A 26,357-nucleotide genomic window follows, 5' to 3' on the forward strand; every position below is an offset into this window, starting at 1 on the left:
AGCGTGCGGCCATGAGTCGATCGATGCGCCCCGATCTCAGCGGTGTCGACCCCCTTGTCGTCAACCTGACCCACCGCGTCTGCCTGGGCGACCTGCCGACCCGCGCCGCCCGGTCCTTCGGGGACCGGCCCGCCATCGTCGACGGTGACCACACCGTCACCTACCGGCAACTCGAGAGCCGGGCGAACGCCCTCGCCCGGGGGCTGCAGGCGCGCGGCTACCAGCGCGGTGACGCGATCGCGCTCCAGCTGCAGAACCGCTGGGAGTTCGTGGTCTCTGTGTTCGCCTGCGCCAAGCTCGGTGTGGTCGCGATGCCGCTGAACCTGCTCCTGGCCCCGGGCGACGTGGCGTACCAGCTGGCCGACAGCGGCGTGCGCGCCGTCATCACCGAGGACGTCTTCGCGCCCGCTCTCACCGCTGCGCTCGGTGCCGCCGGCCACGCGGTCGAGGCGGTCTACGTCGTCTCGAACGGCGCGGGCGAGATCCCGGGCGAGGTGGGCGGCGTCCCGTCGACCGGCTTCGCCGAGGTGGTTGACCCCGACGACTCCGTGGTGGAGACGATCGTCGAGGACCGCGACATCCTGCACTGCCTGTACACGTCCGGCACCACTGCGCGGCCCAAGGGCGTCGTCACCAGCCATGTCGCGGTGCACATCTCGGCGCTGTCCTCCGCACTCGGGCTGGGCCTGCGCCCTGATGTACAGCCCGTGGTCCAGCCGATCGCGCTGCCGCTCTTCCACGTCACGGCCCTCGACGCGCTGCTCATGCCGACGCTCGTCACCGGTGGCACGGCGGTGCTGCTGCGGGGATTCGACCCCGAGAAGCTGGCCCGCGCGTTCGTCGATCACCGCGTCACCCACATCACCCTCCTGCCGATGATGTGGGCGGCGCTGCTGGCCCGCCCCGAACTGGACGACGACAACACCGCGTCGCTCGTCGCGGGCATGTACGCGATGGCACCGATGCCGCCGGAGCTGCTCGCCGCGCTGCGGGCCAGGTTCGCCTCGGCCGCCATCATTCTCGGCTCGGGCCAGACCGAGACGACGCCGGCGTCGGAACTGCAGTGGTCGGGTCACCAGGGCGTCAAGGACGACTCCTGGGGCCCCGCGACCGTCTCCACCGACGTCGCGATCATGGGCGACGACGGGGCGCTGCTCCCGCCCGGCGAGGTCGGCGAGATCGTCTACCGCGCGCCGCAGCTCATGGAGGGCTACTGGAACAACGCGGCCGCGAACGCGGAGGCCTTCGCACACGGCTGGTTCCACGGCGGCGACATCGGCTACCTGGACGACGCGGGCGTCGTCTACTTCACCGACCGCGCGAAGGACATCATCAAGTCGGGCGGCGAGAACGTCTCCTCCGTCGAGGTCGAGCGGGTGCTCCTCGGCCACGACGCCGTCGCCGAGGTCGCCGTCGTCGGTGTCCCGCACGAGCGCTGGGGCGAGGCGGTCACCGCCTTCGTCGTCAGTGCACCGGCGGCCGAGGCCGACGGTGCCGTCCTGCTCGAGTACGCGAAGCAGAACCTCGCGGGGTTCAAGGCGCCCAAGGAGATCGTCTTCGTCGATGCGCTCCCCAAGACGGCGACAGGCAAGATCCAGAAGAACCTGGTGCGGACGCTGCGGGAGACGCGGACCTAGGCCGCCGAGGAGAGCGCGGGCACCAGGCCGCGGGCATCGGTGAGGATCTGCTCGTAGTCGCGGACATCGAACTCGTAGGGCAGCTCGAGCCGGAACTCGGTGACCGGCCCCGTCTCCGGGGAGAACGCCGGGTCGGCGACGAGTCGCTCGGCGATCTCCGCGATCGGACCCACGAGATCCTCCGCGAACAGCGTGCGCTTCTCGCCGTGGGCCGCCAGGGTCCGCTCGTACCGCGAGCGTGCGTAGGCCCGGTAGCGCTCCGCCGTGGCTCGGTCGGCGCTGTCCGTCGGGACGATCACGCGCCCGACGGCCACCCGCCGGTCCGCGCCGCCGGCCCTGCGGTACTCGTCGATGAGCGCGGCCTGGACGGTGCCGAAGTCGTCGGAATCGATGCCCCCGGCGGAGACGATGTTGCCGGTGAGCAGGTGCAGTCCGGCCTCGCCGGTCCATCGCGCCGAACCGAGCGACGTTCCGCCGTACCAGGATCGGTCGGCCAATCCGGGGGTGTGCGGCTGCAGGCGCGGCCGCTGCACGTTGCCGGGGGACTCGATCCGCGTGTCGTCATCGCCGAGGTAGGCGCCCCGCAGGTGCTCGACGGTGCGCGCCACCCGCGCGTACCCGGTGTCGGTGGGAAGGTGCTCGAACACCACGTCCGCGAGCAGGTCCGCGTGCGGCATCCCGGTGGAGAAGCCGGCCTGGACGCGTCCGCGCGCCAGGGCGTCGGCGAGGGACAGGTCCTCCGCCAGCCGGAAGGGGTTCTCGTAGCCGATCGGGATGACGGCGGTGCCCAACTCGATCGTGGCGGTGCGCTGCGAGGCCGCGCCGAGGAAGACCGCGGCGGAGGATATCCCGTGCTCCAGATGCCGTTGGCGCACCCAGGCGCCGCGATAGCCCAGTCGCTCGCCGAACTCGATGAGGCGCAGAGTGTCCTCGAGCCCGGCGGCCGGGTCGCCGTCCTCGTAATTGCCCGGAGTGAGGAAGGCGAGCGAATCGATCGTCATCGGTCAGAACCCCGCCGCCGGGTTGATCTCGGACTTCGGCAGCGCCGAGGTCGGCACCTTCCACTTCTCGAACAGCCGCTGGTACTCGCCGCGTGCGATGAGGGTGTTGATCGCCTGTGCGATGGCCGGCGCGATCGGGGATCCCTTCGCGGTGACGAAACCGACCACCGTCGTGGAGTACTCACCCAGGAACGTCGTGCCGGGGACCTTGTCCACGAGGTAGCGCAGCGAGAGCGTGGGGCCGAAGTAGGCGTCCACCTTGTTGTTCTGCAGGCTCAGGATCACCGCGCCCTGATCGTCGAGGTACTGGACGGTGTACGCGGGCTTGCCCTTCGACGTGCACTGCTGCACGCCCTTCTCGAGGATCTGCTGGAAGGTGGTGCCCGAGCCGGTGACGATCTTCTTGCCGCACAGGTCCTCCAGCGTCTTGACGCCGGTGAGGCCGGAGTTCGAGGAGCCGACGAAGGACTGTCCGTCGTTGAGGTAGGTCGCGAAGTCGACGACCTCGAGGCGCGGCTTGGTGACGCCGAAGTTGCCCTGGCCCACCTGGTACCGGCCGTTCTGCACCCCCGGGATGATCGTGGAGAAAGTCCCGATCTCCTGCTTCCAGGTCACGCCGAGGGCCTTGGCCACGGCGTTGCGGAGATCCACGTCCAGGCCCACCGGGTTGCCGTCGGGGATCTCCCCGGCGTGCGGCAGGTTGTTGATGCCCGGCTGCCGGGTGAGCCCCAGCGTCAGCTCCTTCGTGCCGGCCGGCAGCAGTGCCTGGGCGGCCGGGTCGACGGCGACGGACGACACCACGTCCTGCGTCGGGATCGGGTAGCTCGAGCTCTGTGCCGCCGGATCGGACGAGCCGCCGCACGCCGACAGGAGCGTGGCGGCGGCGATCAGGGGCAGGGCGAGCAGGGCGCGGCTGCGCATGGGGTCTCCTTGGACTCGGATCTAGCGGGGGATCAGCGCACGGCCGCGAGGAATTCGCGGGTGCGGGGGTGCTCGGCGTCGGCGAAGATCGCGTCGGGCCGGCCGGTCTCGACGATGCGGCCGTCGTCCATGAAGATCACGGTGTCGGCGACATCGCGGGCGAAGCCGATCTCGTGCGTCACCACGACGAGGGTCATGCCCGACTCCGCGAGGTCCCGGATCACGGCCAGCACCTCGCCGACCAGCTCCGGGTCGAGCGCCGAGGTGGGCTCGTCGAAGAGCACGACGTCGGGCCGCATGGCCAGGGTGCGGGCAATCGCGACGCGCTGCTGCTGGCCGCCCGAGAGCTGCGACGGGTACGCCTTCTCGCGGCCCGCGAGCCCGACACGGGCGAGGAGCTCGCGGCCGCGCTCAGCGGCCTCGGCGGGCGCGACACCGGTGGCGAGCTGCCCCTCGGTGAGGTTCTCCAGGACGGTGAAGTGCGGAAAGAGGTTGAACTGCTGGAAGACCATGCCGATGCGGCGGCGCTGCCCCGCCACGTCTCGGGGGTGCAGCTCGCGGAGGACGCTCGTTCCACCGCGACGCCGCGCCTCGCGGTAGCCGATCAGGTCGTCGTTCACCCGCACGTACCCGGCGTCGGGCTGCTCCAGGTGGTTGATGCAGCGCAGCAGGGTCGACTTCCCGGACCCGGAGGGCCCGAGGATGATGGCGACCTCGCCCTGCGCGACGTCCAGGTCGACGCCGCGCAGCACCTCGGTGCCGCCGAAGGACTTCCGGAGCCCGCGGACCTCGATCGCGCTCATGCCCGGTCTCCCGCCGCGCGGACAGTGCGGGGGAGCCGTGGGCGCAGGCGTGCCGCGTCGGCGACGATCTCGCGGAAGAGACGGGCATCCCGGTGGCCCCGGCGGAAGTGTCGCTCCACGAAGTACTGGCCCACGGCCAGCACCGAGGTGATCACGATGTACCAGATCGTCGCCACCAGCAGCAGCGGCATCACCTTGAAGTTCTGGTTGTAGACCAGCTGCACCGAGTACAGCAGATCGGTCACGGCGATGACGCTCACCAGTGACGTCGACTTGAGCAGCCCGATCAGCAGATTGCCGGACGCGGGGATGATGGCGGGCATCGCCTGCGGAAGCACGATGCGGCGGAAGATGCGTCGCGGGCTCAGCCCCAGCGACCGCGCGGCCTCCGTCTGCCCCGGGTCGACGGACACCAGTCCGCCGCGCACGATCTCCGCGGCGAACGCAGCGACGTCGATGGTCAACGCGATGAACGCCGCGACCAGACCGCTGATGAGGTGCGTGGTGTTGAACGTGACGAACTCGGGGCCGAAGGGGATGCCCAGCGACAACTGCGGGTACAGGGACGCGAGTTGGAACCAGAACAGCAGCAGCACCAGCGGCGGCACCGATCGCACCAGCCAGACGAACACGAAGGACACCGTGCGGAGTACGGGCCCACCCCACAGTCGCATGGCCGCGAGGCCGATGCCGAGGACGAATCCCGCGGCGAAGGTGACCGCGGTGAGCCATAGGGTGAGCCAGAGGCCCTTGAGGACCGACTCCTGCGTGAAGTAATGGGCGACCGTCGGCCACTCGAAACGCTCATTGGTGAACAGGGTGTGCGCCAACATCGCGCCGAGGACCGCGACCACGGCGGCCGCCACCCAGCGCCCGGGGCGGCGGCGCGGCACGAGGCGCACCGGTCCCGTCGAGGTGTCCGCCGGCGGGCCCTGCGCAGGCCGCGACGGGGAGAGAATCGTTGTCGCCATGAGGTACGACCGTAAGTCGTTGGCGCGCAGAGAAGAAGGTTTTCAATCGCCCTGACCGGATGCGGCGATCCCGGAATCGAAGGCGTACCGCACGGCGTGGGCGCGGTCCCGGAGCCGGGCCTTCGCGAACAGATTGTTGATGTGCGTCTTCACCGTCGACTCGCTGACGAACAGGCGGGCGGCGATCTCTCGGTTCGTGAGGCCGTCGGCGATGAGGCGCAACACCTCGGTCTCGCGGGGCGTCAGATCGACCGGCGGTGCCGTCGCGGGTTCCGACGGTGCCGCGCGCTGCCCGGACCTGCCGGTCGCCGAGACGAGCAGGCGCTGTTGTACGACCGGATCGAGCACGGACTGCCCGGCGGCGGCCGCCATGATCGCCGCCGCGATCTCGGCGCGCCCCGCGTTCTTGGTGAGATATCCTCGGGCACCGGCCTGCAGCCCCTGCAGGATCGACTCCTCGTCGTCGAAGGTCGTGAGCAGGACGACGGCCGTCTCCGGCGCGTCGGCGAGGACTCGCGCGGTGGCGCCGGCACCGTCGAGGTTGGGCATCCGCAGGTCGGTGAGCAGCACGTCGGGACGGTGTTCCCGGACCAGCGCCACCGCCTCCACCCCGTCCGCCGCCGCGCCGACCACGGCGATGCCGGGCGAGAGGTCGAGCATCGCGGCGAGCGCGTCGCGCACCGTCGCCTGGTCGTCGGCCACGACCACACGGACGTCTTCGCTCGCAGGCCGGTCGCCCTGCCCCTCGATCGTCACTCACAGCTCCTTCGTCGGTTCGGGCGAGCCTTCGGACGCGTGGTCCGTCGCACGGGGGAGGAACAGCCGGACGGACCAGCCTCCCTCGGCGGTCGGTCCTGCGTGCAGCGTGCCACCGACTTCGGCCGCACGCTCGCGCATGCCGATCAGTCCCATGCCGGAGCCGTGGGTCTGCGTGTCGGTCCCGGCCCCGTTGGTCACGGTGAGCTCGGCACCGTCGGGCGCGGGGGAGACGCGGGCCGTGACGGGCGCGCCCGCGGCGTACCGTCGGGCGTTGGTGATCGCCTCCTGTGCGACGCGCAGCACCGCCCGGGCCTGCGGGTCCGTCAGCTCGACGGGCTGCGTCTCCACGGCCTCGTCGGGTCCGTCGGCGAGCGCGGCCAGTGCCGCAGGCAGATCGACGGTGTCCTCCCGCAGGGCGTGGACGGCGCCGCGGGCCTCGGTGACGCCGTCGGCGATGGCGCCACGGGCGCGCTGCACGGCGGCGCGGGCGTCGGCGGGACGGTTCGCTTCGAGAAGGGCGTCGGCGAGCTCGAGCTGCATCCCGGCACCGGAGAGCGTATGGGCGAGGACGTCGTGCAGGTCGCGGGCGATGCGGGCCCGCTCCGCGAGCGCGCTGCTGCGCGCCTCGGAGTCCGCCGTGAGCCTGGTCTGTTCCACCAGCTGTTCGAGCGCCCGGGTCCGCTCGTGGCGCGTCCGCCGGGCGATGCCGGCCCAGACCGTGACGGCGATCGTGAAGCCGATCCAGAAATCCCCCGAGCGCTGCAGTCCGAGCCCGAGTGCGACGGTGCCGCCGAGGAGCGCCGCGAGGGGGATCGAGACCCGTTGGGGGAAGCGGACACCGTAGTAGACGGCGGAGACGTACAGCAGGACGCCCGTGCCGGGATTCGGCTGCAGGACGAAGAACGCGGCTCCCGCCACGGCCCCGATCGCCTCCACGCCGATCCACGCGCGTTCGGGGAGCACGGTCCCGGGCGCCGCTCGGGACGCGACGACGAGACACACCACCGCGAAGAGGATCGGCGCGAGCGGGAGGTGCTCGCCCCAGCGGACGGTGACAGCCGCGAGGCCCAGACCGATGACCGAGGCGGCGAATCCGAAGCGCATGCGGTCACCGTCGAACACCAGGCAATGATGGCAGAGTGGCGGCATGCGCGTCGCAGTGGTGCTGGTGGGGCTCGCCGTCGTGTCGGCGGGGGCCTGGTTCGCCTTCCTGGGGTGGGACCAGGAGTACTACGAGGTCGACGGTGTGGCGCAGGGGCCCTACCGGCCGTGGCAGGTGATCGCGTGCGGCGCGGTGATCGTGCTCGCGTGTACCGCCGCCTTCTGGTACCTCCGGCGGCTCTCGCTCATGGCGCTGATCCCCGTGGTCGCGGTCGTGGGCTTCGCGATCCCGTGGGTGGCGTGGGCGTCGCGCGACGACACCGGGCTGTGGATGGCGGGGCTGATCTTCCTCCTGGTGGGTGGCGTGATGAGCCTGACGGTGTGGCTCGCGCTGGGCTACGCCGCGGTCGAAACGGTGCGTTCCGTGCGTCGGCGACGGTCCGGTGCGCCGCCGACGATCCCCGGTCCGTGGGTGGGGTGAGCCGCGCCGCGGCGTGGGTGGGAAAATGGCGGGCATGTCTACGTCATCGATGTCCAGTGCCGCCGCCGACCTGACGGTGCACTCGATCATCGAGGCCCGCGCGCGGCTCGCCGGAGTGGTGTCGGTGAGCCCGCTGCAGCACTGCGATCGGCTCTCCGCGCTGACCGGTGCGAAGGTCTACCTCAAGCGCGAGGACCTGCAGGTGGTGCGCTCGTACAAGATCCGCGGCGCCTACAACCTGATGGCGCAGCTCACCGAGGCGGAGAAGGCGGCCGGCGTGGTCGCGGCCTCGGCCGGTAACCACGCGCAGGGCGTCGCCTTCGCGTGCCGCGCGATGGAGGTGCACGGGCGCATCTACGTCCCGACCACCACGCCCAAGCAGAAGCGCGACCGGATCCGGGCGCACGGCGGCCGGTACGTCGAGCTGATCGCCACCGGCGAGACCTACGACGCCGCGGCCGCCGCGGCCCAGGAGGACGTCGCCTCGACCGGCGCGACCTGGGTACACGCCTTCGACGATCCCCGCACCACCGCCGGGCAGGGCACCATCGGTGTCGAGCTCGTCGAACAGCTCGGCGGCGTCGTCCCCGACGTCACCGTGATGCCTGTCGGCGGTGCGGGCTGCTTCGCCGGCGTCACCCGATACCTGCGGTCGCAGTCCGCCTCCGCCACGATCGTGGGCGCCGAGCCCGCGGGCGCACCGTCGTTGGCCCGCGCGATCGAGGCGGGCGGCCCGATCGACCTCCCGACCATCGACCCGTTCGTCGACGGTGCTGCCGTGAAGAAGATCGGCGGCATCGGCTACGACGTCGCCGTCTCCGAGGGCGCCGCGGTGTGGCCCGCCCACGCGGTCCGTGATGTGGCGGCCGGCGAGCTCGGGATCGTCGAGGTCGACGAGGGCGCGATCTGCACCGCCATGCTCGACCTCTACCAGAACGAGGGCGTCATCGCCGAGCCGGCGGGCGCGCTGTCCGTGGCCGCGCTGGCGCAGCTGCGCTTCGAGCCGGGCGCGACGGTCGTGTGCCTGCTGTCCGGTGGCAACAACGACGTGTCGCGGTACAACGAGGTGATCGAGCGGTCGCTGGTGCACCAGGGGCTCAAGCACTACTTCCTCGTCGCCTTCCCGCAGGAGCCCGGCGCGCTGCGCCGCTTCCTCGACGAGGTGCTCGGCCCCGACGACGACGTGACGCTGTTCGAGTACGTCAAGCGCAATAACCGCGACACCGGCGAGGCGCTGGTGGGCATCGAACTCGGGCATGCCGGGGATCTCGGTGCGCTGCTCGAGCGGATGGATTCCTCACGCCTGCACTGTGAGCGGCTCGAGCCGGGTTCGCCCGCGTACCGCTACCTGACGTAGCTTCTGCGTTTGTAGTTTCTGTGTCGATCGCAGGACCGGAAGGTCGAGTTCAGCAAGCGCGAGAGCAGATAGGCCGTCACTGTCTGCGAGTTGTCGAAGCCCGCGTGCCCGAAGTGCACGTGCTCCCCGAGAAAATTGTCCGCGCCGTTGCGGGTGCGATCGTCGACGAGGAAGACACCGGCGTTCAGGTTCTTGTGGTGCGACAGGATGAGTCGCTGGTAAGCCCGAGGTTCGGGCACACGTCCGCGATTGCGGCGAATCCAGAGCACCTTGTCCGTCCAGGCTCTATCACGGCGAGGATTCCAACGGCGTTGTCACAGTGGCGCCCATACCGGTTCCGAACCTCCGGATCGATCGCGCGATCCCGGATGGAAAGTCGACGAGACCGGTGTCCAAGTCCATGCACAGCGTCGCCGTCACCCGTCGAACGCTACATTCCGGGGACATCGGTTCGTGTCGTTCAGCGGTTCGCCAGGTTGGGGGTCGCAGTTGTTGGACGGTGGCTACCCTCAAGCCCTGAAGGCGGGTACGGCCCGCACTGTAACGGTACGTTGCGGAATGACGGGCAGGGGGCGATGTGAGTAAGCTGGGCAACTTCGTGTGGGGGATCGCGGATCAACTCCGCGGGGTGTATAAACCACATCAGTATGGCGGGGTGATCCTGCCGTTCACCATCCTTCGTCGCCTGGACTGCATCATGGAGCCGCACCGCGACGAGATGCGCAAGCTCGCCGAGAAGTACGCCGGTGGGGCTCTGGAGGTGCAGGTCAAGCGCAAGACCGGGCTGCAGTTCTACAACACGAGTCCGTTCGACTTCAAGCTCCTACTCGAGGACCCCGAGGGTCTAGAAGCGAACTTGCTCGACTACGTCAACAGCTTCTCCGGGAACATCGACGTATTCGACCGATTCAAGTTCGAGAACGAGATCGCGACGCTGGACGAGAAGGACCGGCTGTACCTGGTCACCTCACAGTTCGCCAGCGTCGACCTGCACCCGAAGGTGGTCCCCAACGCCGAGATGGGCGACCTGTTCGAGCACCTCATCTACAAGTTCGCGGAGGCCTCCAACGAGGAGGCCGGCGAGCACTACACCCCACGCGATGCGATCCGGCTGATGGTGGACCTCCTGTTCGCCGAGGACAACGACGCGCTCCTCGAGCCCGGCACCATCCGCACCATCTACGACCCCACGGCCGGTACCGGCGGCATGCTCTCGGTCGCCGAGGAGCGGCTGCTGGAGCGGAACCCGGATGCGCGGCTGCGGCTGTACGGGCAGGAGATCAACGACCAATCGTACGCGATCTGCAAGTCCGACATGCTCTCGAAGGGGCAGGACCCGGGCAACATTCGCCTTGGCGACACGCTGGCCGAGGACAAATTCTTCGACCGAACCTTCGACTTCTGCATGTCCAACCCGCCCTACGGTGTGGACTGGAAAGCGTCCGCTGAGACGGTCAAGCAGGAGGCGCTCGCGCAGAACTCCCGCTTCTCCCACGGCCTGCCGGCGATCGGCGATGGGCAGATGCTGTTCCTGAGCCACCTCGCGAGCAAGATGCGGCCCGCGCACGACGGCGGCGGCCGCGCCGGCATCGTCCTCAACGGCTCACCGCTTTTCAACGGCGCCGCCGAGTCGGGGCCGTCGAAGATCCGGCAATGGCTCCTCGAAGCCGACCTGGTCGAGGCGATCGTCGCGTTGCCGACGAACATGTTCTTCAACACCGCCATCGCCACCTACATCTGGATACTGGACAACACGAAACGGCCCGAGCGGCAAGGCAAGGTCCAGCTGATCGACGCCACCTCGTTCTGGACGAAGATGCGCAAGAGCCTCGGCGCCAAGAGCCGCGAGCTCGACGAGGCCGCCCGGGACCGGATCCTCGGGCTCTACGACGCGTTCGACGAGGCCGATCCCGACTTCTCGAAGGTCTTCACCGCCGACGACTTCGGCTACTGGACTGTGACCGTCGAGCGGCCGTTGCTGACGCCGGCCGGCAAGGTGTCGACCGACCGGAAGGGCAATCCGAAGCCCGATACGAAGAAGCGCGATACCGAGAACATCCCCTTCACCTACGGCGGCAACACCGACGGGCAGGCCGGCCGGGACGCGACGATCGAGGCGTACTTCGAAGCGGAGGTCCTGCCGCACGTACCGGACGCTTGGATCGAAGAGACGAAGACCAAAGTCGGATACGAGATCCCGTTCACGCGCCAATTCTACAAGTACATCCCTCCCCGCCCCCTCGCCGAGATCGACGCCGACTTAGAGAAGCAGGTCGCGAAGATCATGAACCTGCTGCGGGAGGTAGAGGGGTGACCACCACGGAAGATTGGACCTCCACGCGGCTGCGGTTTTGTCTTGAGGTAGATCCGCCTACTCTTCCTGCCTTGCGCGTAGATGCGGATCGCGTAGGATCGCTGCTACCGATGGAGGCCATTGGTGAGCGCGGGGCGCTGGACCTATCCCGCGAAACTACCGTGAGCGATGTCTCGTCAGGGATGACATTCGTCGCCGATGGCGACGTGCTCCTGGCAAAGGTGACGCCGTGTTTCGAGAACGGCAAAGGCGCGATCGCCGCCGGGCTCAAGAATGGGTTCGCATTCGCCACAACCGAGGTGTATGCATTGCGGCCAACGGACTGCGTCGAGGCAAGGTTCCTTGACTACCTCTTGAGGTCGGAGACATTCCGGCAGTACGGCACCGCTCGCCTTCTTGGCGCGGGCGGATTGAAACGACTGTCCGCAACCGATCTTCGGAACTTCGAATTCGAGCTGCCCAGCTCTCAACAGCAGCGTGCGATCGCCGACTTCCTGGACCGGGAGACGGCAGGGATCGACACGTTGATCGAGGAGCAGCAGCGGCTCGTGGACCTGCTGCGGGAGCGGCGTCACGCTGCCGTCGAGTCGAGCGTTGCCGATGCATCATCGACCACGTCTGGTCAGCGGCTGAAGCACGTGGTCTCGGCCGTGCAGCAGGGGTGGAGCCCGCAGTGTTATCCCTGGCCCGCGGACGGAGTTGAAAAGTGGGCGGTCTTGAAAGCTGGGGCAGCGAACGGGGGTGTCTTTCGCTCGACCGAGAACAAGGAGTTGCCCGACTCAGCGATACCTCGACCCGAGACCGTCGTGACTCGGGGACAGCTGATTGTCTCTCGTGCTAACACCCGCGAACTCGCGGGTAGTGCTGCCGTTGTGGACGGCGACTTTCCGCGGCTCATGCTATCCGACAAGCTGTACGGCTTTTCGCTTGACTCGACGGCCGCGGATCCCGCGTATGTCGCAGCTGTCCTCGGCACGAAGCGGTGGCGTGGACTGATCGAGCTGGAAGCGACCGGGTCGTCACCTTCGATGCAGAACATTAGCCAGGCCGACATTCTGAACCTGCCTATGGATCTGCCGTCCCTGGCCGAGCAGCGCCGTATCGTGGCTTACCTCGATGAGCAGACGTCGAAGATCGACAACCTGATCGCCGAGTCAGAGCGGTTTATAGAGCTGGCGCGGGAGCGTCGTGCTGCGGTGGTCACTTGTGCGGTGACAGGGAAGATCGATGTGCGGGATGAGGTTATGAGCTGATGGCGCAGCACAACGAGGTGGAGTTCGAGCGCGAGATTGCCGAGTACCTGGCCGGGCATGGCTGGCTGTATTCGCCGACCGACGAGGGTTACGACCGCGAACGCGCGATGTTCCCGGCGGATCTGCTCGGGTACTTGTCAGACACGCAGCCGGAGCAGTTGGCGAAGGTGGTCAAGCCGGGGGCGAAGGATATTGCGAAGCAGCAGGTGCAGCTGCTGGACCGGGTGGTGAAGGTCCTCGACACTCCGATGGAGAACGGCGGCGGCACCCTCAACGCGCTGCGGAAGCCAGTGTCGCACCTGGCGGCGAAGGTCTCGCTGTGCCAGTTCCGGCCGGAGTCGACGCTGAACCCGAAGACCGTCTCCGATCACGCGGCGGTCCGGCTGCGGGTGATGCGGCAGGTGCACTTCTCTCCCGTTACGGGGGACACCCGCAGTGTGGATCTGGTGTTCTTCGTCAACGGGCTCCCGGTCGCGACGGCGGAGCTGAAGACCGACTTCACCCAGTCCGTCGGGGATGCGATGACGCAGTACCGCACCTCCCGCCTGCCGAAGGACCCCGACACCGGCCAGGTGCAGCCGCTGTTCGCGTCCGGTGCCCGCGCGCTGGTGCATTTCGCGGTGTCCAACGATGAGGTGTGGATGACCACCAACCTCGTCGGGGAGAAGACGCACTTCCTGCCGTTCAACCGCGGCACCGAGACCGGCGGCGCCGGTAACCCGCTGAACCCGGGTGGGTCACCGTCGTCGTACCTGTGGGAGCGGGTGCTGCAGCGCGACGCGTGGCTGAACATCCTCGGCCGACTGATGTACATCAAGCACGAGAAGCACACCGACCCGATCAGCGGGAAGACGAGCCGCTCGTCGTCACTGCGGTTCCCACGGTTCCATCAGTGGGAGGCCGTCACCAACCTCACGGCCGCCGTCGTCGCTGAGGGCGTCGGGCAGCGGTACCTGATCCAGCACTCCGCCGGCTCCGGGAAGACCGACTCGATCGCGTGGACCGCGCACCGCATGGCGCGCCTGCAGGTCGACAACAAGAAGGTCTTCGACTCCGTCATCGTGGTCACCGACCGCAACGTCCTCGACGCGCAGCTACAGGACGCGATCAAGCAGATCGACAACGACAGCAACATCGTCGTCGCGATCGATCGGGATGCCGCGTCCAAGTCCGGAACGTCGAAGTCGGGTCTACTCGCGGACGCCCTGACGCACGAGAAGCTGATCATCGTCGTCACGATCCAGACCTTCCCGTTCGCGATGAACGAGATCCGGAAGAACAAAGGCCTCAAGGGCAAGACGTTCGCGGTGATCGCCGACGAGGCGCACAGCTCCCAGTCCGGGCAGGTCGCCGGCAAGCTCAAGGCCGTCCTCACGGCCGAGGAGCTGCAGGATATCGAGGACGGCGGTGAGATCGACGCCGAGGCCTTCCTCGCCGCGGAGGCCACCGAACGCGCCGCGTCGCAGAACATTTCCTACTTCGCGTTCACAGCGACCCCGAAGGGCAAGACGCTCGAGCTGTTCGGACGCCGGCCCACCCCGGACACAGCACCGGAGCCGTTCCACTTCTACACGATGAAGCAGGCGATCGAGGAGGGGTACATCCTCGACGTCCTCACCGGCTACCACTCCTTCAAGCTGGCCTTCCAGATCGGCCAGAACGTGACCCACAGCGTCGACGAGGTGGACCAGAGCGAGGCCACCCAGGCCGTGATGAAGTGGGTCAAGCTCAACCCACAGACGATCGCACAGAAGGCCGCGATCATCGTCGAGCACTTCCGCGGCAACGTCGCGCACCTGCTCGAAGGGCACGCGAAAGCGATGGTCGTCGCCGACTCCCGCAAGGCCGCAGTGCGGTTCAAGCTCGCGATCGACGAGTACGTCGCGAAGAGGGGCTACGGCTACGGCACCCTCGTCGCGTTCTCCGGCTCGGTCCAGGACCCGGAGTCCGGGCCCGAGGACTTCACCGAGGCATCGATGAATCCCGGCGTGCATGATCTGCGGACCTCGTTCACCGGCGATCAGTACAAGGTGATGATCGTCGCGAACAAGTTTCAGACCGGGTTCGACCAGCCTCTGCTCTGCGCGATGTACGTCGACCGCAAGCTCTCCGGTGTCACGGCGGTACAGACCCTCTCGCGGCTCAACCGCACCTACCGCACCCCGTCGGGGGTGTCGAAGACCGCGGCGATGACCCAGGTGGTCGACTTCGTCAACGACCCCGCCGCGATCCAGGAGTCGTTCGAGCCGTACTTCACTGACGCGTTCCTCGAGACCGAGACGGACCCGAACCTGGTGCACGACCTCGCCGCGAAGCTTGACACCGCCGCGATCTACACTCAGGTCGAGGTCGACCAGTGCGCGCACGCCTTCGTCAACGGCAAGGGCAACAACGCCCTGAAGGCCGCAGTCGGGCCCGGCCAGAAGCGATTCGCCGAGCGGTACAACGCGGCGCTCCTGCACAACGGTGGCGACGGCGACAAGACCGAGCTGGCGATCCTCGACATGTTCCGTAAGGACGTCGGCTCGTTCGTGCGGCTCTACGACTTCATGTCCCAGATCGTCGACTACGGCGACGCCGAGTTGGAGAAGAAGCAGATCTACCTGCGACACCTCGACCGCGTCATCCAGCCCGAGAACTACACCGCCCCGATCGATCTCTCCGACGTTGTTCTGCTGCAGGTCAAGCAAGTGGACCAGGGCAAGACCGACATCACTCTCGGCTCGCGCATCGGACTGAGCGGCATGACCGCTGCCGGCTCGGGGGAGAAGCGTGACCCGACCATGGTCGCGTTCCAGGCCGTCCTCGATCGCCTAAATGACCTGTTCGGCTCCGAGGACTTCACGACCTCGCAGAAAGTGTCGTTCCTGCAGGCCCTGCTCCGTACCCTGCTCGACGACGACGCGCTGGTGCAGCAGGCGAAGGTGAACTCCACCAAGCAGTTCGTCGAGTCCCCGGACTTCGACGACGCCGTCACCGGCGCGGTGGCCGATAACCAAGGCGCGCATCAGAAGATGAGCGACTACTTCTTCAGCGACGCACCCGGCCGCACGAAGCTGATCTCGGACATCGCGAAGTGGTTCTACCAGGTCGTCGCCGTGGAGGCCGACGTACCGTTGAATCACGGCGACAGCATCGGTGGCGGCTTCGGCGAATGGAATCCGCACGGAAGAAGTCCCGTTGTCGGCCAGACGGCTCAGACTGCAGATCGCGGACACGGAGGTGACGATGGTGACCGAACCAACTGACACCGGCGATGCGTCGCGGCCGGTGCGGATCACCGACCTCATCGGTGACGACGATTCGGCGGAAATCGAACTCGAACCCGATCGGCTCGGGCTGACCGCGAGGACGTCCGAGCTCTGACCGCACCCCAATGCCCGACGGTGAGCCGTCACCGTCGGGCCTGAGAAGCGGGACGATTCAGGCGACCGGGACCGCGGCCTGCTGCGCGCGGTGCGCAGCGACGCGCTGCTGGATGAACCAGGTCTGGGCGTAGAGGGTGATGCCGATGAAGAGCATCGTCGTGACGCCTGCGAAGCCGCGGCCGGTGTGATCGCCCATCGCCATCGGCACCAGCACGTCGACGCCCACGTGCAGGACGATCGCCACGATCCACAAGCCGATCGTGGCCGCAGTGCCCTGGCGCAGGTACTGGCCGTCCGGGCGGGGGAAGACCTTCGTGGTGAGGGCCCGGGGGTAGGCGAGGGCGACGGCGATGACGAGGCCCAGGATCGCGGCGACCATGTGGCCGGCGCCGACCTCGCCGCCGCTGGAGACGTACTGCACCGTCTGGTAGAGGCCCACGGCGGCGAGCACGAGCGCGATGCGGGCGGTCTTGTCCTTGAGCGGCCGCGCCTGCAGTTGGCGGTAGAAGATCCAGCCGATGGCGAGGACGGCGATGACGGCGGTGGTCGCTGTGTTCATGCGGATCACTCTGCCGCCGCCGCGCCCGCCGCGGATCGACCGACGGGTGGAGATCCGGGTGGAGACGTAGCCTCGACCGCATGCAGATCAGCGAGAACCTGACGCCCGCCGCCGTCGACTTCCTTTCCGCCGGAACCCGCACCGGCCACCTGGCCTACCTCGCGAGCGACGGACGGCCACTCACCACACCCGTCTGGTTCGTGATCGACGACGGTGCCCTCGTTTTCGCGACCGGCCGGGACACGCCGAAGGGGCGACTCCTGGCGAAGGACCCGCGGGTCGCGGTGTCCGTCGACCTGCAGGAACCGCCCTACGCCTTCGCCCAGGTCCAGGGCATCGCCGAGTTCGTCGACGACCCCGACTACCTGCTGAAGATCTGCACCGCCTGCGGCGTCCGCTACATGGGCGCCGAGCGGGGCGAGGAGTTCGGGCGGCGCAACGCCGTGCCGGAGGAGATCGTCGTGCGCGTGAGCCCCACCCGGGTGTTGTTCAACGGGGACGTCACCGCGTAGGCGGAAACGGCCGGAGCTCAGCCGAGCTGGTCGACGGCGCCCTTGATCAGCTCGAGGCTGTGCTTGCGCTCGGCGAGGCCGGGGATCATGCCGGAGATCATCAGCTCCTGCGGCTGCGTGCGGGCGAGCAGCTCGCGGAGCTCGTCGCGGACCGTCTCCTGCGAGCCCACGATCCACGCCGACGTCGTCGGGGCGATCGCGTGCTCCTGCTCCGGCGTCAGCGGCTGCGCCGCGGCCTGTTCGTACGTCAGCATCCGGCCCGGATTGCCGGTGCGCACCCGGTACATCGAGGCCTTCGCGGGCCCGGCGATGCGCTGGGCCTCCTCGTCCGTGTCCGCCGCGACGACGGTGACCGTCAGCATGGCGTTGGGGGAGTCGAGGTCGCCCGGGCGGAAGGTCTCGCGGTACTCGGCGAGCGCGGGCAGCGTGGCCTGCGGCGCGAAGTGCCGCGCGAACGCGAAGGGCAGGCCGAGCAGACCCGCGAGCTTCGCGCTGAACGTCGACGAGCCGAGCAGCCACATCTGCGGGTTCGAACCGATGCCCGGCGTCGCCGTGATCGCGGCGTACGGGTGATCGGCGGGGAAGTCGTCGCGCAGGAAGGCCCGCAGATGCGCGAGGGCCTGCGGGAAGTCGTCGACGGACTCGCTGACCTTGCCGCCGCGCAGCGCGTGCGCGGTCAGCTGGTCGGTGCCGGGCGCGCGGCCGATGCCGAGGTCGATGCGGTCGGGGAACAGCGCGTCGAGCGTGCCGAACTGTTCGGCGACCACCAGTGGCTGGTGGTTCGGCAGCATCACCCCGCCCGAGCCCACGCGGATCCGCTCCGTCGCGCCCGCGATCTGCCCGATGAGCACGGCCGGGGCCGAGCTGGCGATGCCCGGCATCGAGTGGTGCTCGGCGACCCAGACCCGCTCGTAGCCAAGGCGTTCGGCCTCCTGCGCGGTCGCGATGGTGTCGCGGAGGGCGTCGCCGAAGGACGCACCGTCGACGACGGGGGCGAGCTCGAGCAGGGACAGGCGAGGGCGGGGGAAGGGTGCTTCGGTCACAGAAGAGACAACCGGGGGCGGCCCGGAAATCATCCCGGACCGCCCCCGTGGGCGTGTGTCGGCGACTACACCAGCTCGCGGAGCAGCTCCACCTGCTTGACGCGGCCGGCCGCGTCCTCGGCGATCGGCACGACGTTGAGCACCGTGGCGCCGGCCTCCTCGAAGGCGGCGACCCGCTCCTTGACGTAGCCCTTGGGGCCGATGAGGGAGACGCTGCGGGCCAGTTCGTCCGGCACGGCCTCGACCGCGGCCGCCTTGTCGCCCGCCAGGTACAGCTCCTGGATCCGGTCGGCCTCGGCGCCGTAGCCGTAGTTGGTGGCCAGCGTGTGATAGAAGTTCTTGCCCTTGGCGCCCATGCCGCCGATGTACAGCGCGAGGTGCGGCTTCACGAAGCCGAGCAGGTGGTCGACGTTCTCGCCGATCGCCAGCGCGGGGCCCGCGTAGACGTCCAACTCGCCCAGCGCGGGATCGCGCTTGGCCTTGCCCTCGGCGACGGCGTCGCCCCACACGTCCTTCGCCTTCTCCGGGAGGAAGAAGATCGGCTGCCAGCCCTCGGCGACCTCCGCCGCGAGCGCGACGTTCTTCTGGCCGAGCGCGGCGAGCAGGACCGGGATGCGCTCGCGCACCGGGTGGTTGATCAGCTTGAGGGGCTTGCCGAGGCCGGTGCCGCCCTGTTCGGCGGTCAGGGGCATCGAGTAGAACTTGCCCTGGTGCTCGAGACGTTCGCGGCGCCAGACCTTACGGCAGATCTCGATGATCTCGCGGGTGCGGCCGATCGGCGCGTCGTACTTCACGCCGTGGAAGCCCTCGATGACCTGCGGCCCCGAAGCGCCGAGGCCCAGAATGAACCGGCCGTCGGAGACGTTGTCGAGGCCCGCGGCGGTCATCGCCGTCAGCGTGGGCGTCCGGGTGTAGATCTGCAGGATGCCGGAGGCCAACTGCACGCGCTCCGTCTTCGCGGCGAGGTAGCCCAGAGCGCTGACCGCGTCGAACGAGTACGCCTCGGGGACGAAGACGATGTCCAATCCCGCCCGCTCCAGGTCGAGGACCTCGTCGGCCGTGGCCTTGAACCCGTCCGTGTAGTTGATGCCCAATCCGATTCGCATAGGCGCAAGGTTCTCACAAAGCGACCGCTTAGCGACAGGGCGCCCGCGGATTGTGGTCAGGTACGCCGACGGAGGACGATGAAGGAGTGTCCGGGCAGGGTGACGCCGCCCGGGTCCGGCGTCGCGTCGTCCCACGCGAGCAGCGGATCGCCGGTGACCGGCGCCCTGACCGGCGACGGGGTGAAGTTGACGACCAGCGTGAGGTCGCCGCGGTGCACCGCGAACCAGGTGGTCTCGCCGGGGTGGTCGCAGCGGACGCTCCGGAAGTCGTCGCCGGCGAGGGCCGGGTCGCGACGCAGCGCGATCAGGGCGCGGTACGTGCCCAGCAGGCGCGCGTGTTCCGGTCGCGCAGGCTCGGACCAGTCGAGGCGCGAGGCGGCGAAGGTCGACGGATCCTGCGGGTCGGGCACGTCGCCGGGCGGCCAGCCGTGCTCGGCGAACTCGGCCTTGCGGCCCTCCGCCGTGGCGCGGGCCAGTTCCGGCTCCGGATGGCTCGTGAAGAAGCGGAAGGGCGTCCGCGCGCCCCACTCCTCGCCCATGAACAGCATGGGCGTGAACGGGGAGAACAGCACGAGTGCGGCCTTCACCGCGAGCTGCCCGGGGGACAGGTACTCCGACGGCCGGTCGCCGCGGGCTCGGTTGCCGACCTGGTCGTGGGTACACGTGTAGGCCAGGAGTTGCGACGGTGCTACCCGATCGGGGTCGATCCGCTCCCCGTGGACGCGTCCGCGGAACGAACTGTAGGTGCCGGCGTGGAAGAAGCCCTGGGTGAGAACGGTCGCGAGGCACTCGGGGGCGCCGAAGTCGGCGTAGTAGCCCTGCCGTTCGCCGGAGACGATGGTGTGGATCGCGTGGTGCACGTCGTCGTTCCACTGGGCTGCGAGGCCGTAGCCGCCCAGTTCGGCGGGCGTGACCAGGCGCGGGTCGTTGAGGTCCGATTCGGCGACCAGGGCCAACGGGCGGCCGAGCTCGGTTGAGAGCGCGCCGCCCAGTGCGGCGGCGTCCTCGAGGAGGTGGCGCTCCGAGTGGTCGACGAGGGCGTGCACCGCGTCGAGCCGCAGCCCGTCGACGCCGTAGCGGCGCAGCCACCACGCGATGTCATCGAGGATGAAGCGCCGGACCTCCGCGCTGCCCTCCCCGGACAGGTTGATCGTGCGGCCCCAGGTGTTGGCGCCGTCGGTCTCGTAGGGGCCGAACCGCCCGAGGTAGTTGCCCGACGGACCCAGGTGGTTGTGCACCACGTCGAGCAGGACGCCGAGTCCCAGGCCGTGTGCGGCCGCGACGAACCGCTCCAGCCCCGACGGTCCGCCGTAGGGCTCGTGCACCGCGAACCACCCGACGCCGTCGTAGCCCCAGCCGTGCACGCCGTTGAAAGCGTTGACCGGCATCACCTGGACGAAGTCGACGCCCAGGTCCACCAGGTGCGGCAGCTTCGCGGCGGCGGCGTCGAACGTGCCCTCTGGCGTGAAGGTGCCGATGTGCAGTTCGTAGACGACCGCGCCCCGCAACTCGCGTCCCGCCCACCGCGGGCCCTCCACCTCGGGGATCAGTGCCGACGGGGCGTGCACCCCGTCCGGCTGTCGCGGCGACCGCGGATCGGGAAGCACCGTCTCGTCGTCATCGAGCAGGAAGCCGTACCGGGCGCCGGGTGCTGCGGGCACGGTGACCCGCCACCGGTCGTCGTCACCGCGTTCCATCGGATGAATCGCTCCGTCGAGCCAGAGTCGCACTCGACGCGGCAGCGGGGCCCACACCTGGAAGGCGTGGTCGGCGGAATGATCGGACGGGGCGGGCATCGGTTCGCAACGATAGCCTCAGTGCAGGCCTTCCCACTCCGCGGTGCGGGCGCGGTGCAACTCCAGCGCCGCGAGGGCCGACTCCGCAGTCTCGTGCCGGCCGCCGGTGATGCAACCGATGGACCGGTACTCGTGCCGGTCCAGGGAGCGGAACCGCCAGACCTCGTCCAGCGAATGCGTGCAGACGTGCGTGGTGAGGGTGACCTCCGCCGGTGTGCCGAGGCACGCGCTGGCATCCTCGGCGAAGACCTCCGCGAACGTGCGCTCGCCGAGACGGATGTAGAGCGTGTCGCTCATGGGCACCTCGCTGAGCACCGTGCGGTCACCGGCCAGGATCAGCCGGTCGTGGATCTCCGCGGTGAGCTCCCACGCCGACGCCATGCCCGCGCAACGGATCAGCAGGTGCGCGACCTCCTCCGCGTCCTCCAGCAGGCCCAGGATCGAGTTGCGCCCCTCCCGCAGGGCGCGGACCTCGATCGCGCCGCCGGGCAATGTCTGTGCCGTCAGCCGTGAGGTACCGGCGACGACGACCAGGCGCCCCGTGGGGAGCAGATCGGCCGGGAGCCCGTGCTCGCGCAGCGATTCCGCGACCCGGGCCAGGGAGGAAGCACGGATCCGATTGCCGCTGACGCCGGCGCGCGCGGTGGCGGACTGGACGAGTGCCGTGGTGAGCGGCCGCGGGGTTTCGCTGTTCATGTTTCGAAGTGTGCGCGGACCCACTGACAAGTTTTCTACTCGCGCACCAACAGGGCGACAGGATGTTCGAGGAAGATCTCCTGGAGAGGTGTCCTACCGGTCACGATGTGCCCCGTCAGCCGGTCGGTCCATGCTCCGTCGCCGAGGTCGATCCGCGTGTCGGCCCATCCGCCCGCACGCTCCAAGCGCAGGGAGTGCCGCGTCGCCAGAGCCGCGACGTCCGGCGCTCCGCCGGAGGGCCCGCGATGGAAACCGAGCAGGTGGCCCGCCGCCGTACCGTCGGCGACGAGCGGGCGGTACGACCCGCGGACGAAGCTCTCCGGGCGCTCCCGCCGCAGCCGCAGCACGGTGCGCACCAGGTGCTGCTTGGGGTGGGAGTCGTCCGCAGCGGACCAGTCGACGGGCCGCCGGTTGTCGGGATCGACCAGCGAGTCCTCCCACCGTTCCGTGCCCTGGTAGACGTCGGGCACCCCCGGGCCGGCGAGCTGGAGGAGTTTCTGGGCCAGCGAATCCGACCGGCCGTGCGGGGCCAGCCGCGCGACCAACTCCGTCATCCCGGCACCGACGGTATCGGCGAGGAGGGCGTCGAGGAAGGCGTGCCCGGCCGCCTCGAAGGCACCGTCGGGCGAGGTCCACGACGTGCCGCGGCGGCCCTCCCGCATCGCCTTCTCCGCGTATGCGTGCAGGCGCGCCCGCAGATCGTCCGTGATCGCCCCGTCCTCCGGCCACACCCCGAACACGGTCTGCAGGAGGAACAGGCCCGTCACCGGATCCGGCGGGGAGGGGAGCAGCGGCATCCACCGGCCGACGGCGGTCGCCCAGTCGTCCGGGCACTGGCTCAGCACGCCGATCCGGGCGCGGACGTCCTCGCCGCGCTTGGTGTCGTGCGTCGAGAGCGTCGTCATCGCCGCCGGCCACTGCGCGGCGCGGCGGGCGAATGCGGAGTGTGGATCACTCGGACCGAAGTCCGACGGCGAGCCACCCACCTCCTGCAGGGAGATCAGGCGCGCGGTGCGGTAGAACAGCGTGTCCTCGACGGTCTTCGCGGTGAGCGCGCCCGTGAACTGCGCGAACCGCGCCGCCGTCTCGGCGCCCCGATCGCGCGCCTCCGCGAGCAGGTCGAAGGCCGCGCCGCTGCCGGGGGCGCCGTCATCGCACCCGTGGGAGCGCGTGCGGATGTCCTCGCGCAGCCGGGCGGCGGGCTCCGCCAGCGCGGGGTAGTCGTCGCGGTAGAAGCGCGAGTCGCGCGCCCAGCGCACGGCCGCCGCCTCGACCAGCGGCGCCGGGGGCGGTCCGGCGAGCGACCGCGGCGTCGACTCGCGCAGCGCGGCCCGGGCGAGACGGCGCAACTCGGGTCCGAGGTCGCCGCGGGCGATGTCGTCGGCGATCTCCCCGCGCGCGGCCCGCAGCGCGCCGTCGCCCCCATCGTCACCGGTCCAGCGCTCGTGCAGGGCGCCCAGCCCCGCCGCGCCGTCCGGATCGAGCAGCGCGTGACCGAGCTCGCGGAGCGCGTCGTAGCCGGTGGTCCCGGCCACCGGGAGGGAGGGCTCCAGCGGCTCGCGCGGCTCGAGGATCTTCTCGATCACGATCCACGCATCGGGACCGGTGAGCTCGCGGAGCCGGTGCAGGTACGAAACCGGATCGGCCAGCCCGTCGGGGTGGTCGACGCGCAGGCCGTCGGCGATGCCATCGGTGAACCAGGACCCGATCTCCGCGTGCGTCGCGGCGAACACGTCGGAATCCTCGACGCGGACCGCGGCCAGGTCGTCGACCGTGAAGAACCGGCGGTACGAGCGGACCGCGGAGTCCCAGGGCACCAACCGGTAGGGCTGCGCGTAGTGGATCCGCTCGGCGTCGCCGCCACCCACGTCGCGACCGATCGGGAACATCCGGTCGTGGTAACGGAGCACGGGCTCGGGCCCGGTCCGGTCGACGGTGATCGCGGCGACGTCGCCCTCGGACGCGAGGACCGGGAGGGCGAGCTTGCCGCCGGCGCCGTTGCGCGGGTCCCAGTCGATGTCGAAGTAGTGCGCGAACGCCGACTTCCGGCCGTGGGTGAGCACGTCCCACCACCACGGGTTCTGCTCGGGACGGCCGACGCCGAGGTGGTTCGGGACGATGTCCATGACGAGGCCGAGACCGTCGACGTGCGCAGCATCGGCGAGCCGCTCGAGCCCCCTGCGCCCGCCGAGCTCGGCACGGACCCTCGTCGGATCGGTCACGTCGTAGCCGTGTGCGGAGCCGTGCACCGCCTCGAGCACGGGGGAGAGGTAGAGGTGCGTCACGCCGAGATCGGCGAGGTACGGCACGCGGCGGGCGGCGTCCTCGAAGGTGAAGGACGGCCCCAACTGCAGGCGGTAGGTCGCGCCGACGGGCCGCGGTACGCCGGAAGCCATGGCCCGATCATGCCATCCGCTGCTCTCGCCGCCGGGCGACGCCGCACCCACCCGGCGGATGGCGACGCCGCGCGGGGCGAGGCTAACGTGGCCCGACATGACGCCCGACGAGATCCTCGCCCTGGACACCCGGACGCTCTGGCATCCCTACAGCGCCGTCGGCGGCGTAGGAGCGCGGGTCGTCACCTCCGCCGACGGGGTCCGCCTCACGCTCGGCGACGGCACGCGGGTCATCGACGGGATGAGCTCCTGGTGGGCCGCGATCCACGGCTACCGCCACCCGGTGCTCGACGCGGCGGCGAAGGCCCAGATCGACACGATGTCGCACGTCATGTTCGGCGGCCTGACCCACGAGAGCGCCGCCCGCCTCGGCGAGTTGCTGGTGCGCATCACGCCCGAGGGCCTCGACCGCGTCTTCCTCGCCGACAGCGGCTCGGTCTCCATCGAGGTCGCCGTGAAGACCGCGCTGCAGTACTGGCGGGCCCGCGGCGTCGAAGGCCGCAACCGGCTGCTGACCTGGCGCGGCGGCTATCACGGCGACACCTTCACCCCGATGAGCGTCTGTGATCCCGACGGCGGGATGCACTCGCTGTGGACCGATGTGCTCGCCACGCAGGTGTTCGCACCCGCGCCGCCCGCCGAGTTCGACGAGGCCTACGTCGCCGAGCTCGACCGGCTCGTCGGGGAGCACGCGCACGAGCTCGCCGCGGTGATCATCGAGCCCGTCGTCCAGGGCGCGGGCGGCATGCGCTTCCATCCCCCGGCGTACGTCGCCGCGCTCCGTGAGATCACCCGGCGGCACGACGTCCTGCTCATCTGCGACGAGATCGCGACCGGTTTCGGCCGCACGGGTTCGCTGTTCGCCTGCGACGCCGCCGGGATCACGCCCGACATCCTGTGCGTCGGCAAGGCGCTGACCGGCGGCTACCTCACCCTCGCGGCCATGCTCTGCACCGACGAGCTCGCGCTCACCATCTCGCGCTCGGATCAGGGGGCGCTCATGCACGGCCCCACGTTCATGGGCAATCCGCTGGCCTGCGCCGTCGCCGTCGCCAGCACCGAGCTGCTGCTCGCGCAGGACTGGAAGGCGCGGGTCGCGGCGATCGAGCAGGGACTGCGGGAGGGACTCGCGCCGCTGCGCGACCTGCCCGGAGTCGTCGACGTGCGGGTGCTCGGCGCCATCGGCGTCGTGCAGCTCGACCGGCCCGTCGACATGGCCGCGGCGACCGATGCCACGATCGCCGCGGGCGTCTGGCTGCGGCCCTTTCGCGACCTCGTCTACACGATGCCGCCGTTCATCAGCACGCCCGCCGACATCGCGGCGATCTGCGGCGGGGTCTCGGCGGCGGTGCGCGCAGCGCTACAGTGAGGACATGAACGGTGTTCAATTCACGGCGCGCCGTGGCGCTCCGGTTCCGCCCCGGAGCCGGGGGCGCGATGCCCTCGGGTGGCTCGACGGCTACGCGGCGGACCGCGCCGCAGCGGGCCTGCGGCGCACGCTGACGGCCCGCCGTCCCGACGAGCCCGGCCTCGACCTGGCGTCCAACGACTACCTCGGGCTCAGCGGCCACCCCCGGGTGCTCGCCGCCGCCGCGGAGGCGCTCCGTGTCTGGGGCGCGGGCGCCACCGGATCGCGACTGGTCACGGGTACGACGGAGCTCCACGAGGCGTTCGAACGCAACCTGGCCGACTTTCTGGGCGCCGAATCGGCGCTGTGCTTCTCCTCGGGCTACTTGGCGAACCTCGGCGTCGTCACCGCGCTCGCCGGCCGGGGCACGCTCGTCGTCTCCGACGGCGGCTCCCACGCCTCGCTCGTCGACGCGTGCCGGCTCTCCCGCGCTCGGATCGTCGTGACCCCGCGGGGTGACGTGAACGCCGTTCGGGACGCCCTCGCCGACCGTGACGAGGAGCGTGCCATCGTCCTCACCGACTCCGTCTACAGCGCCGACGGCGTGCTCGCGCCCGTCGTCGAACTGCACGCCGCCGCCCGCGCGCACGGCGCGGCCCTCGTGGTCGACGAGGCGCACGGGCTCGGCGTCCGCGGCGACGGTGGCCGCGGTCTGGTCCACGAGCTGGGCCTGGCGGGCGAGCCGGACCTCGTCGTCACCGCCACCATGTCCAAGGCCCTCGGCGCGCAGGGCGGCGTCGTCCTCGGGCCCGAGCGCGTGCGCGCGCACCTCATCGACGCCGCGCGTCCCTTCATCTTCGACACCGGCCTCGCACCGGCCGCCGTGGCCGCCGCGGACGCCGCGCTGGCCGAGCTGCGCGCACAGCCCGCGCTCG

At 69.8% G+C, this 26,357-nt stretch carries 22 protein-coding genes; 10 read left to right on the forward strand and 12 right to left on the reverse strand.

Going from position 1 to position 26,357, the window contains the following annotated elements:
• Window positions 1–11: 11 nt before the first annotated feature.
• Window positions 12–1,637 carry a class I adenylate-forming enzyme family protein gene (locus FK530_RS12070; RefSeq protein WP_146487259.1) on the forward strand — a complete coding sequence of 542 codons (1,626 nt, stop codon included), beginning with the start codon at window positions 12–14 and terminating at the stop codon, window positions 1,635–1,637.
• Here FK530_RS12070 and FK530_RS12075 read toward each other — a convergent pair.
• The 6 genes from FK530_RS12075 to FK530_RS12100 are packed head-to-tail and all read right to left on the reverse strand — an operon-like array spanning window position 1,634 to window position 7,214.
• Window positions 1,634–2,638 carry an LLM class flavin-dependent oxidoreductase gene (locus FK530_RS12075; protein WP_146487260.1) on the reverse strand — a complete coding sequence of 335 codons (1,005 nt, stop codon included), beginning with the start codon at window positions 2,636–2,638 and terminating at the stop codon, window positions 1,634–1,636. The genes FK530_RS12070 and FK530_RS12075 overlap by 4 nt on opposite strands.
• Before the next feature lie 3 nt (window positions 2,639–2,641).
• On the reverse strand, window positions 2,642–3,559 hold the full coding sequence (locus FK530_RS12080) for an ABC transporter substrate-binding protein (RefSeq protein WP_146487261.1): 918 nt from the start codon (window positions 3,557–3,559) through the stop codon (window positions 2,642–2,644).
• A 32-nt stretch (window positions 3,560–3,591) separates the two neighbouring features.
• Complete coding sequence (locus FK530_RS12085; RefSeq protein ID WP_146487262.1) at window positions 3,592–4,362, reverse strand: amino acid ABC transporter ATP-binding protein; 771 nt, start codon at window positions 4,360–4,362, stop codon at window positions 3,592–3,594.
• Complete coding sequence (locus tag FK530_RS12090; protein ID WP_146487263.1) at window positions 4,359–5,333, reverse strand: amino acid ABC transporter permease; 975 nt, start codon at window positions 5,331–5,333, stop codon at window positions 4,359–4,361. Before FK530_RS12090 ends, FK530_RS12085 begins: the two co-directional genes overlap by 4 nt.
• 42 nt (window positions 5,334–5,375) lie before the next feature.
• Window positions 5,376–6,089 carry a response regulator transcription factor gene (locus FK530_RS12095; protein ID WP_269434166.1) on the reverse strand — a complete coding sequence of 238 codons (714 nt, stop codon included), beginning with the start codon at window positions 6,087–6,089 and terminating at the stop codon, window positions 5,376–5,378.
• The gene (locus FK530_RS12100) at window positions 6,090–7,214 is read right to left on the reverse strand and encodes a sensor histidine kinase (protein WP_158645088.1); all 1,125 of its coding nucleotides are present in this window, start codon (window positions 7,212–7,214) and stop codon (window positions 6,090–6,092) included. It abuts the gene before it with no gap.
• Between the two features lie 25 nt (window positions 7,215–7,239).
• On the opposite strand from FK530_RS12100, the gene FK530_RS12105 reads away from it, so the two are divergent.
• The 6 genes from FK530_RS12105 to FK530_RS25845 all read left to right on the forward strand — a co-directional run bounded on the left by FK530_RS12105 (window position 7,240) and on the right by FK530_RS25845 (window position 15,964).
• Window positions 7,240–7,674 (forward strand): hypothetical protein, encoded by a 435-nt coding sequence (locus tag FK530_RS12105; protein ID WP_146487265.1) that lies wholly within the window; start codon window positions 7,240–7,242, stop codon window positions 7,672–7,674.
• A 34-nt stretch (window positions 7,675–7,708) separates the two neighbouring features.
• Complete coding sequence (gene ilvA / locus FK530_RS12110) at window positions 7,709–9,031, forward strand: threonine ammonia-lyase IlvA (protein ID WP_146487266.1); 1,323 nt, start codon at window positions 7,709–7,711, stop codon at window positions 9,029–9,031.
• A gap of 577 nt (window positions 9,032–9,608) precedes the next feature.
• Window positions 9,609–11,345 carry a type I restriction-modification system subunit M gene (locus FK530_RS12115; RefSeq protein WP_146487267.1) on the forward strand — a complete coding sequence of 579 codons (1,737 nt, stop codon included), beginning with the start codon at window positions 9,609–9,611 and terminating at the stop codon, window positions 11,343–11,345.
• A 110-nt stretch (window positions 11,346–11,455) separates the two neighbouring features.
• A complete protein-coding gene (locus FK530_RS12120) occupies window positions 11,456–12,598 on the forward strand; it encodes a restriction endonuclease subunit S (RefSeq protein WP_146487268.1) in 1,143 nt (380 codons plus the stop codon).
• Entirely contained in the window at window positions 12,598–15,846 is a 3,249-nt protein-coding gene (locus tag FK530_RS12125) for a type I restriction endonuclease subunit R (RefSeq protein WP_146487269.1), read from the forward strand. The genes FK530_RS12120 and FK530_RS12125 overlap by 1 nt, the downstream gene beginning before the upstream one ends.
• Complete coding sequence (locus FK530_RS25845) at window positions 15,821–15,964, forward strand: hypothetical protein (protein ID WP_158645089.1); 144 nt, start codon at window positions 15,821–15,823, stop codon at window positions 15,962–15,964. The genes FK530_RS12125 and FK530_RS25845 overlap by 26 nt, the downstream gene beginning before the upstream one ends.
• Before the next feature lie 57 nt (window positions 15,965–16,021).
• Here the strand turns inward: FK530_RS25845 and FK530_RS12130 are convergent, their stop codons facing one another.
• On the reverse strand, window positions 16,022–16,525 hold the full coding sequence (locus tag FK530_RS12130; protein WP_146487270.1) for a hypothetical protein: 504 nt from the start codon (window positions 16,523–16,525) through the stop codon (window positions 16,022–16,024).
• A gap of 80 nt (window positions 16,526–16,605) precedes the next feature.
• Here FK530_RS12130 and FK530_RS12135 point away from each other — a divergent pair, with 80 nt between their 5' ends.
• The gene (locus FK530_RS12135; RefSeq protein ID WP_146487271.1) at window positions 16,606–17,037 is read left to right on the forward strand and encodes a PPOX class F420-dependent oxidoreductase; all 432 of its coding nucleotides are present in this window, start codon (window positions 16,606–16,608) and stop codon (window positions 17,035–17,037) included.
• A gap of 17 nt (window positions 17,038–17,054) precedes the next feature.
• Here the strand turns inward: FK530_RS12135 and FK530_RS12140 are convergent, their stop codons facing one another.
• From FK530_RS12140 to treY, 5 genes are all read right to left on the reverse strand, one after another.
• A complete protein-coding gene (locus FK530_RS12140) occupies window positions 17,055–18,080 on the reverse strand; it encodes an LLM class flavin-dependent oxidoreductase (protein ID WP_231706607.1) in 1,026 nt (341 codons plus the stop codon).
• A gap of 65 nt (window positions 18,081–18,145) precedes the next feature.
• A complete protein-coding gene (locus FK530_RS12145; RefSeq protein WP_146487273.1) occupies window positions 18,146–19,186 on the reverse strand; it encodes an LLM class F420-dependent oxidoreductase in 1,041 nt (346 codons plus the stop codon).
• Between the two features lie 56 nt (window positions 19,187–19,242).
• Complete coding sequence (treZ, locus tag FK530_RS12150) at window positions 19,243–20,982, reverse strand: malto-oligosyltrehalose trehalohydrolase (RefSeq protein ID WP_146487274.1); 1,740 nt, start codon at window positions 20,980–20,982, stop codon at window positions 19,243–19,245.
• Window positions 20,983–21,000: 18 nt separating this feature from the next.
• Entirely contained in the window at window positions 21,001–21,678 is a 678-nt protein-coding gene (locus FK530_RS12155) for a hypothetical protein (RefSeq protein ID WP_146487275.1), read from the reverse strand.
• A 35-nt stretch (window positions 21,679–21,713) separates the two neighbouring features.
• Window positions 21,714–24,074 carry a malto-oligosyltrehalose synthase gene (gene treY, locus FK530_RS12160; protein WP_146487276.1) on the reverse strand — a complete coding sequence of 787 codons (2,361 nt, stop codon included), beginning with the start codon at window positions 24,072–24,074 and terminating at the stop codon, window positions 21,714–21,716.
• Between the two features lie 97 nt (window positions 24,075–24,171).
• On the opposite strand from treY, the gene FK530_RS12165 reads away from it, so the two are divergent.
• Together FK530_RS12165 and FK530_RS12170 are read left to right on the forward strand one after the other, a co-directional pair.
• On the forward strand, window positions 24,172–25,443 hold the full coding sequence (locus FK530_RS12165; protein WP_146487277.1) for an adenosylmethionine--8-amino-7-oxononanoate transaminase: 1,272 nt from the start codon (window positions 24,172–24,174) through the stop codon (window positions 25,441–25,443).
• 4 nt (window positions 25,444–25,447) lie between these two features.
• A partial coding sequence (locus tag FK530_RS12170; RefSeq protein ID WP_146487278.1) for an aminotransferase class I/II-fold pyridoxal phosphate-dependent enzyme occupies window positions 25,448–26,357 on the forward strand: 910 nt, incomplete at its 3' end.

Source organism: Tsukamurella conjunctivitidis (genome assembly GCF_007858475.1).
Classification (GTDB): domain Bacteria; phylum Actinomycetota; class Actinomycetes; order Mycobacteriales; family Mycobacteriaceae; genus Tsukamurella; species Tsukamurella conjunctivitidis.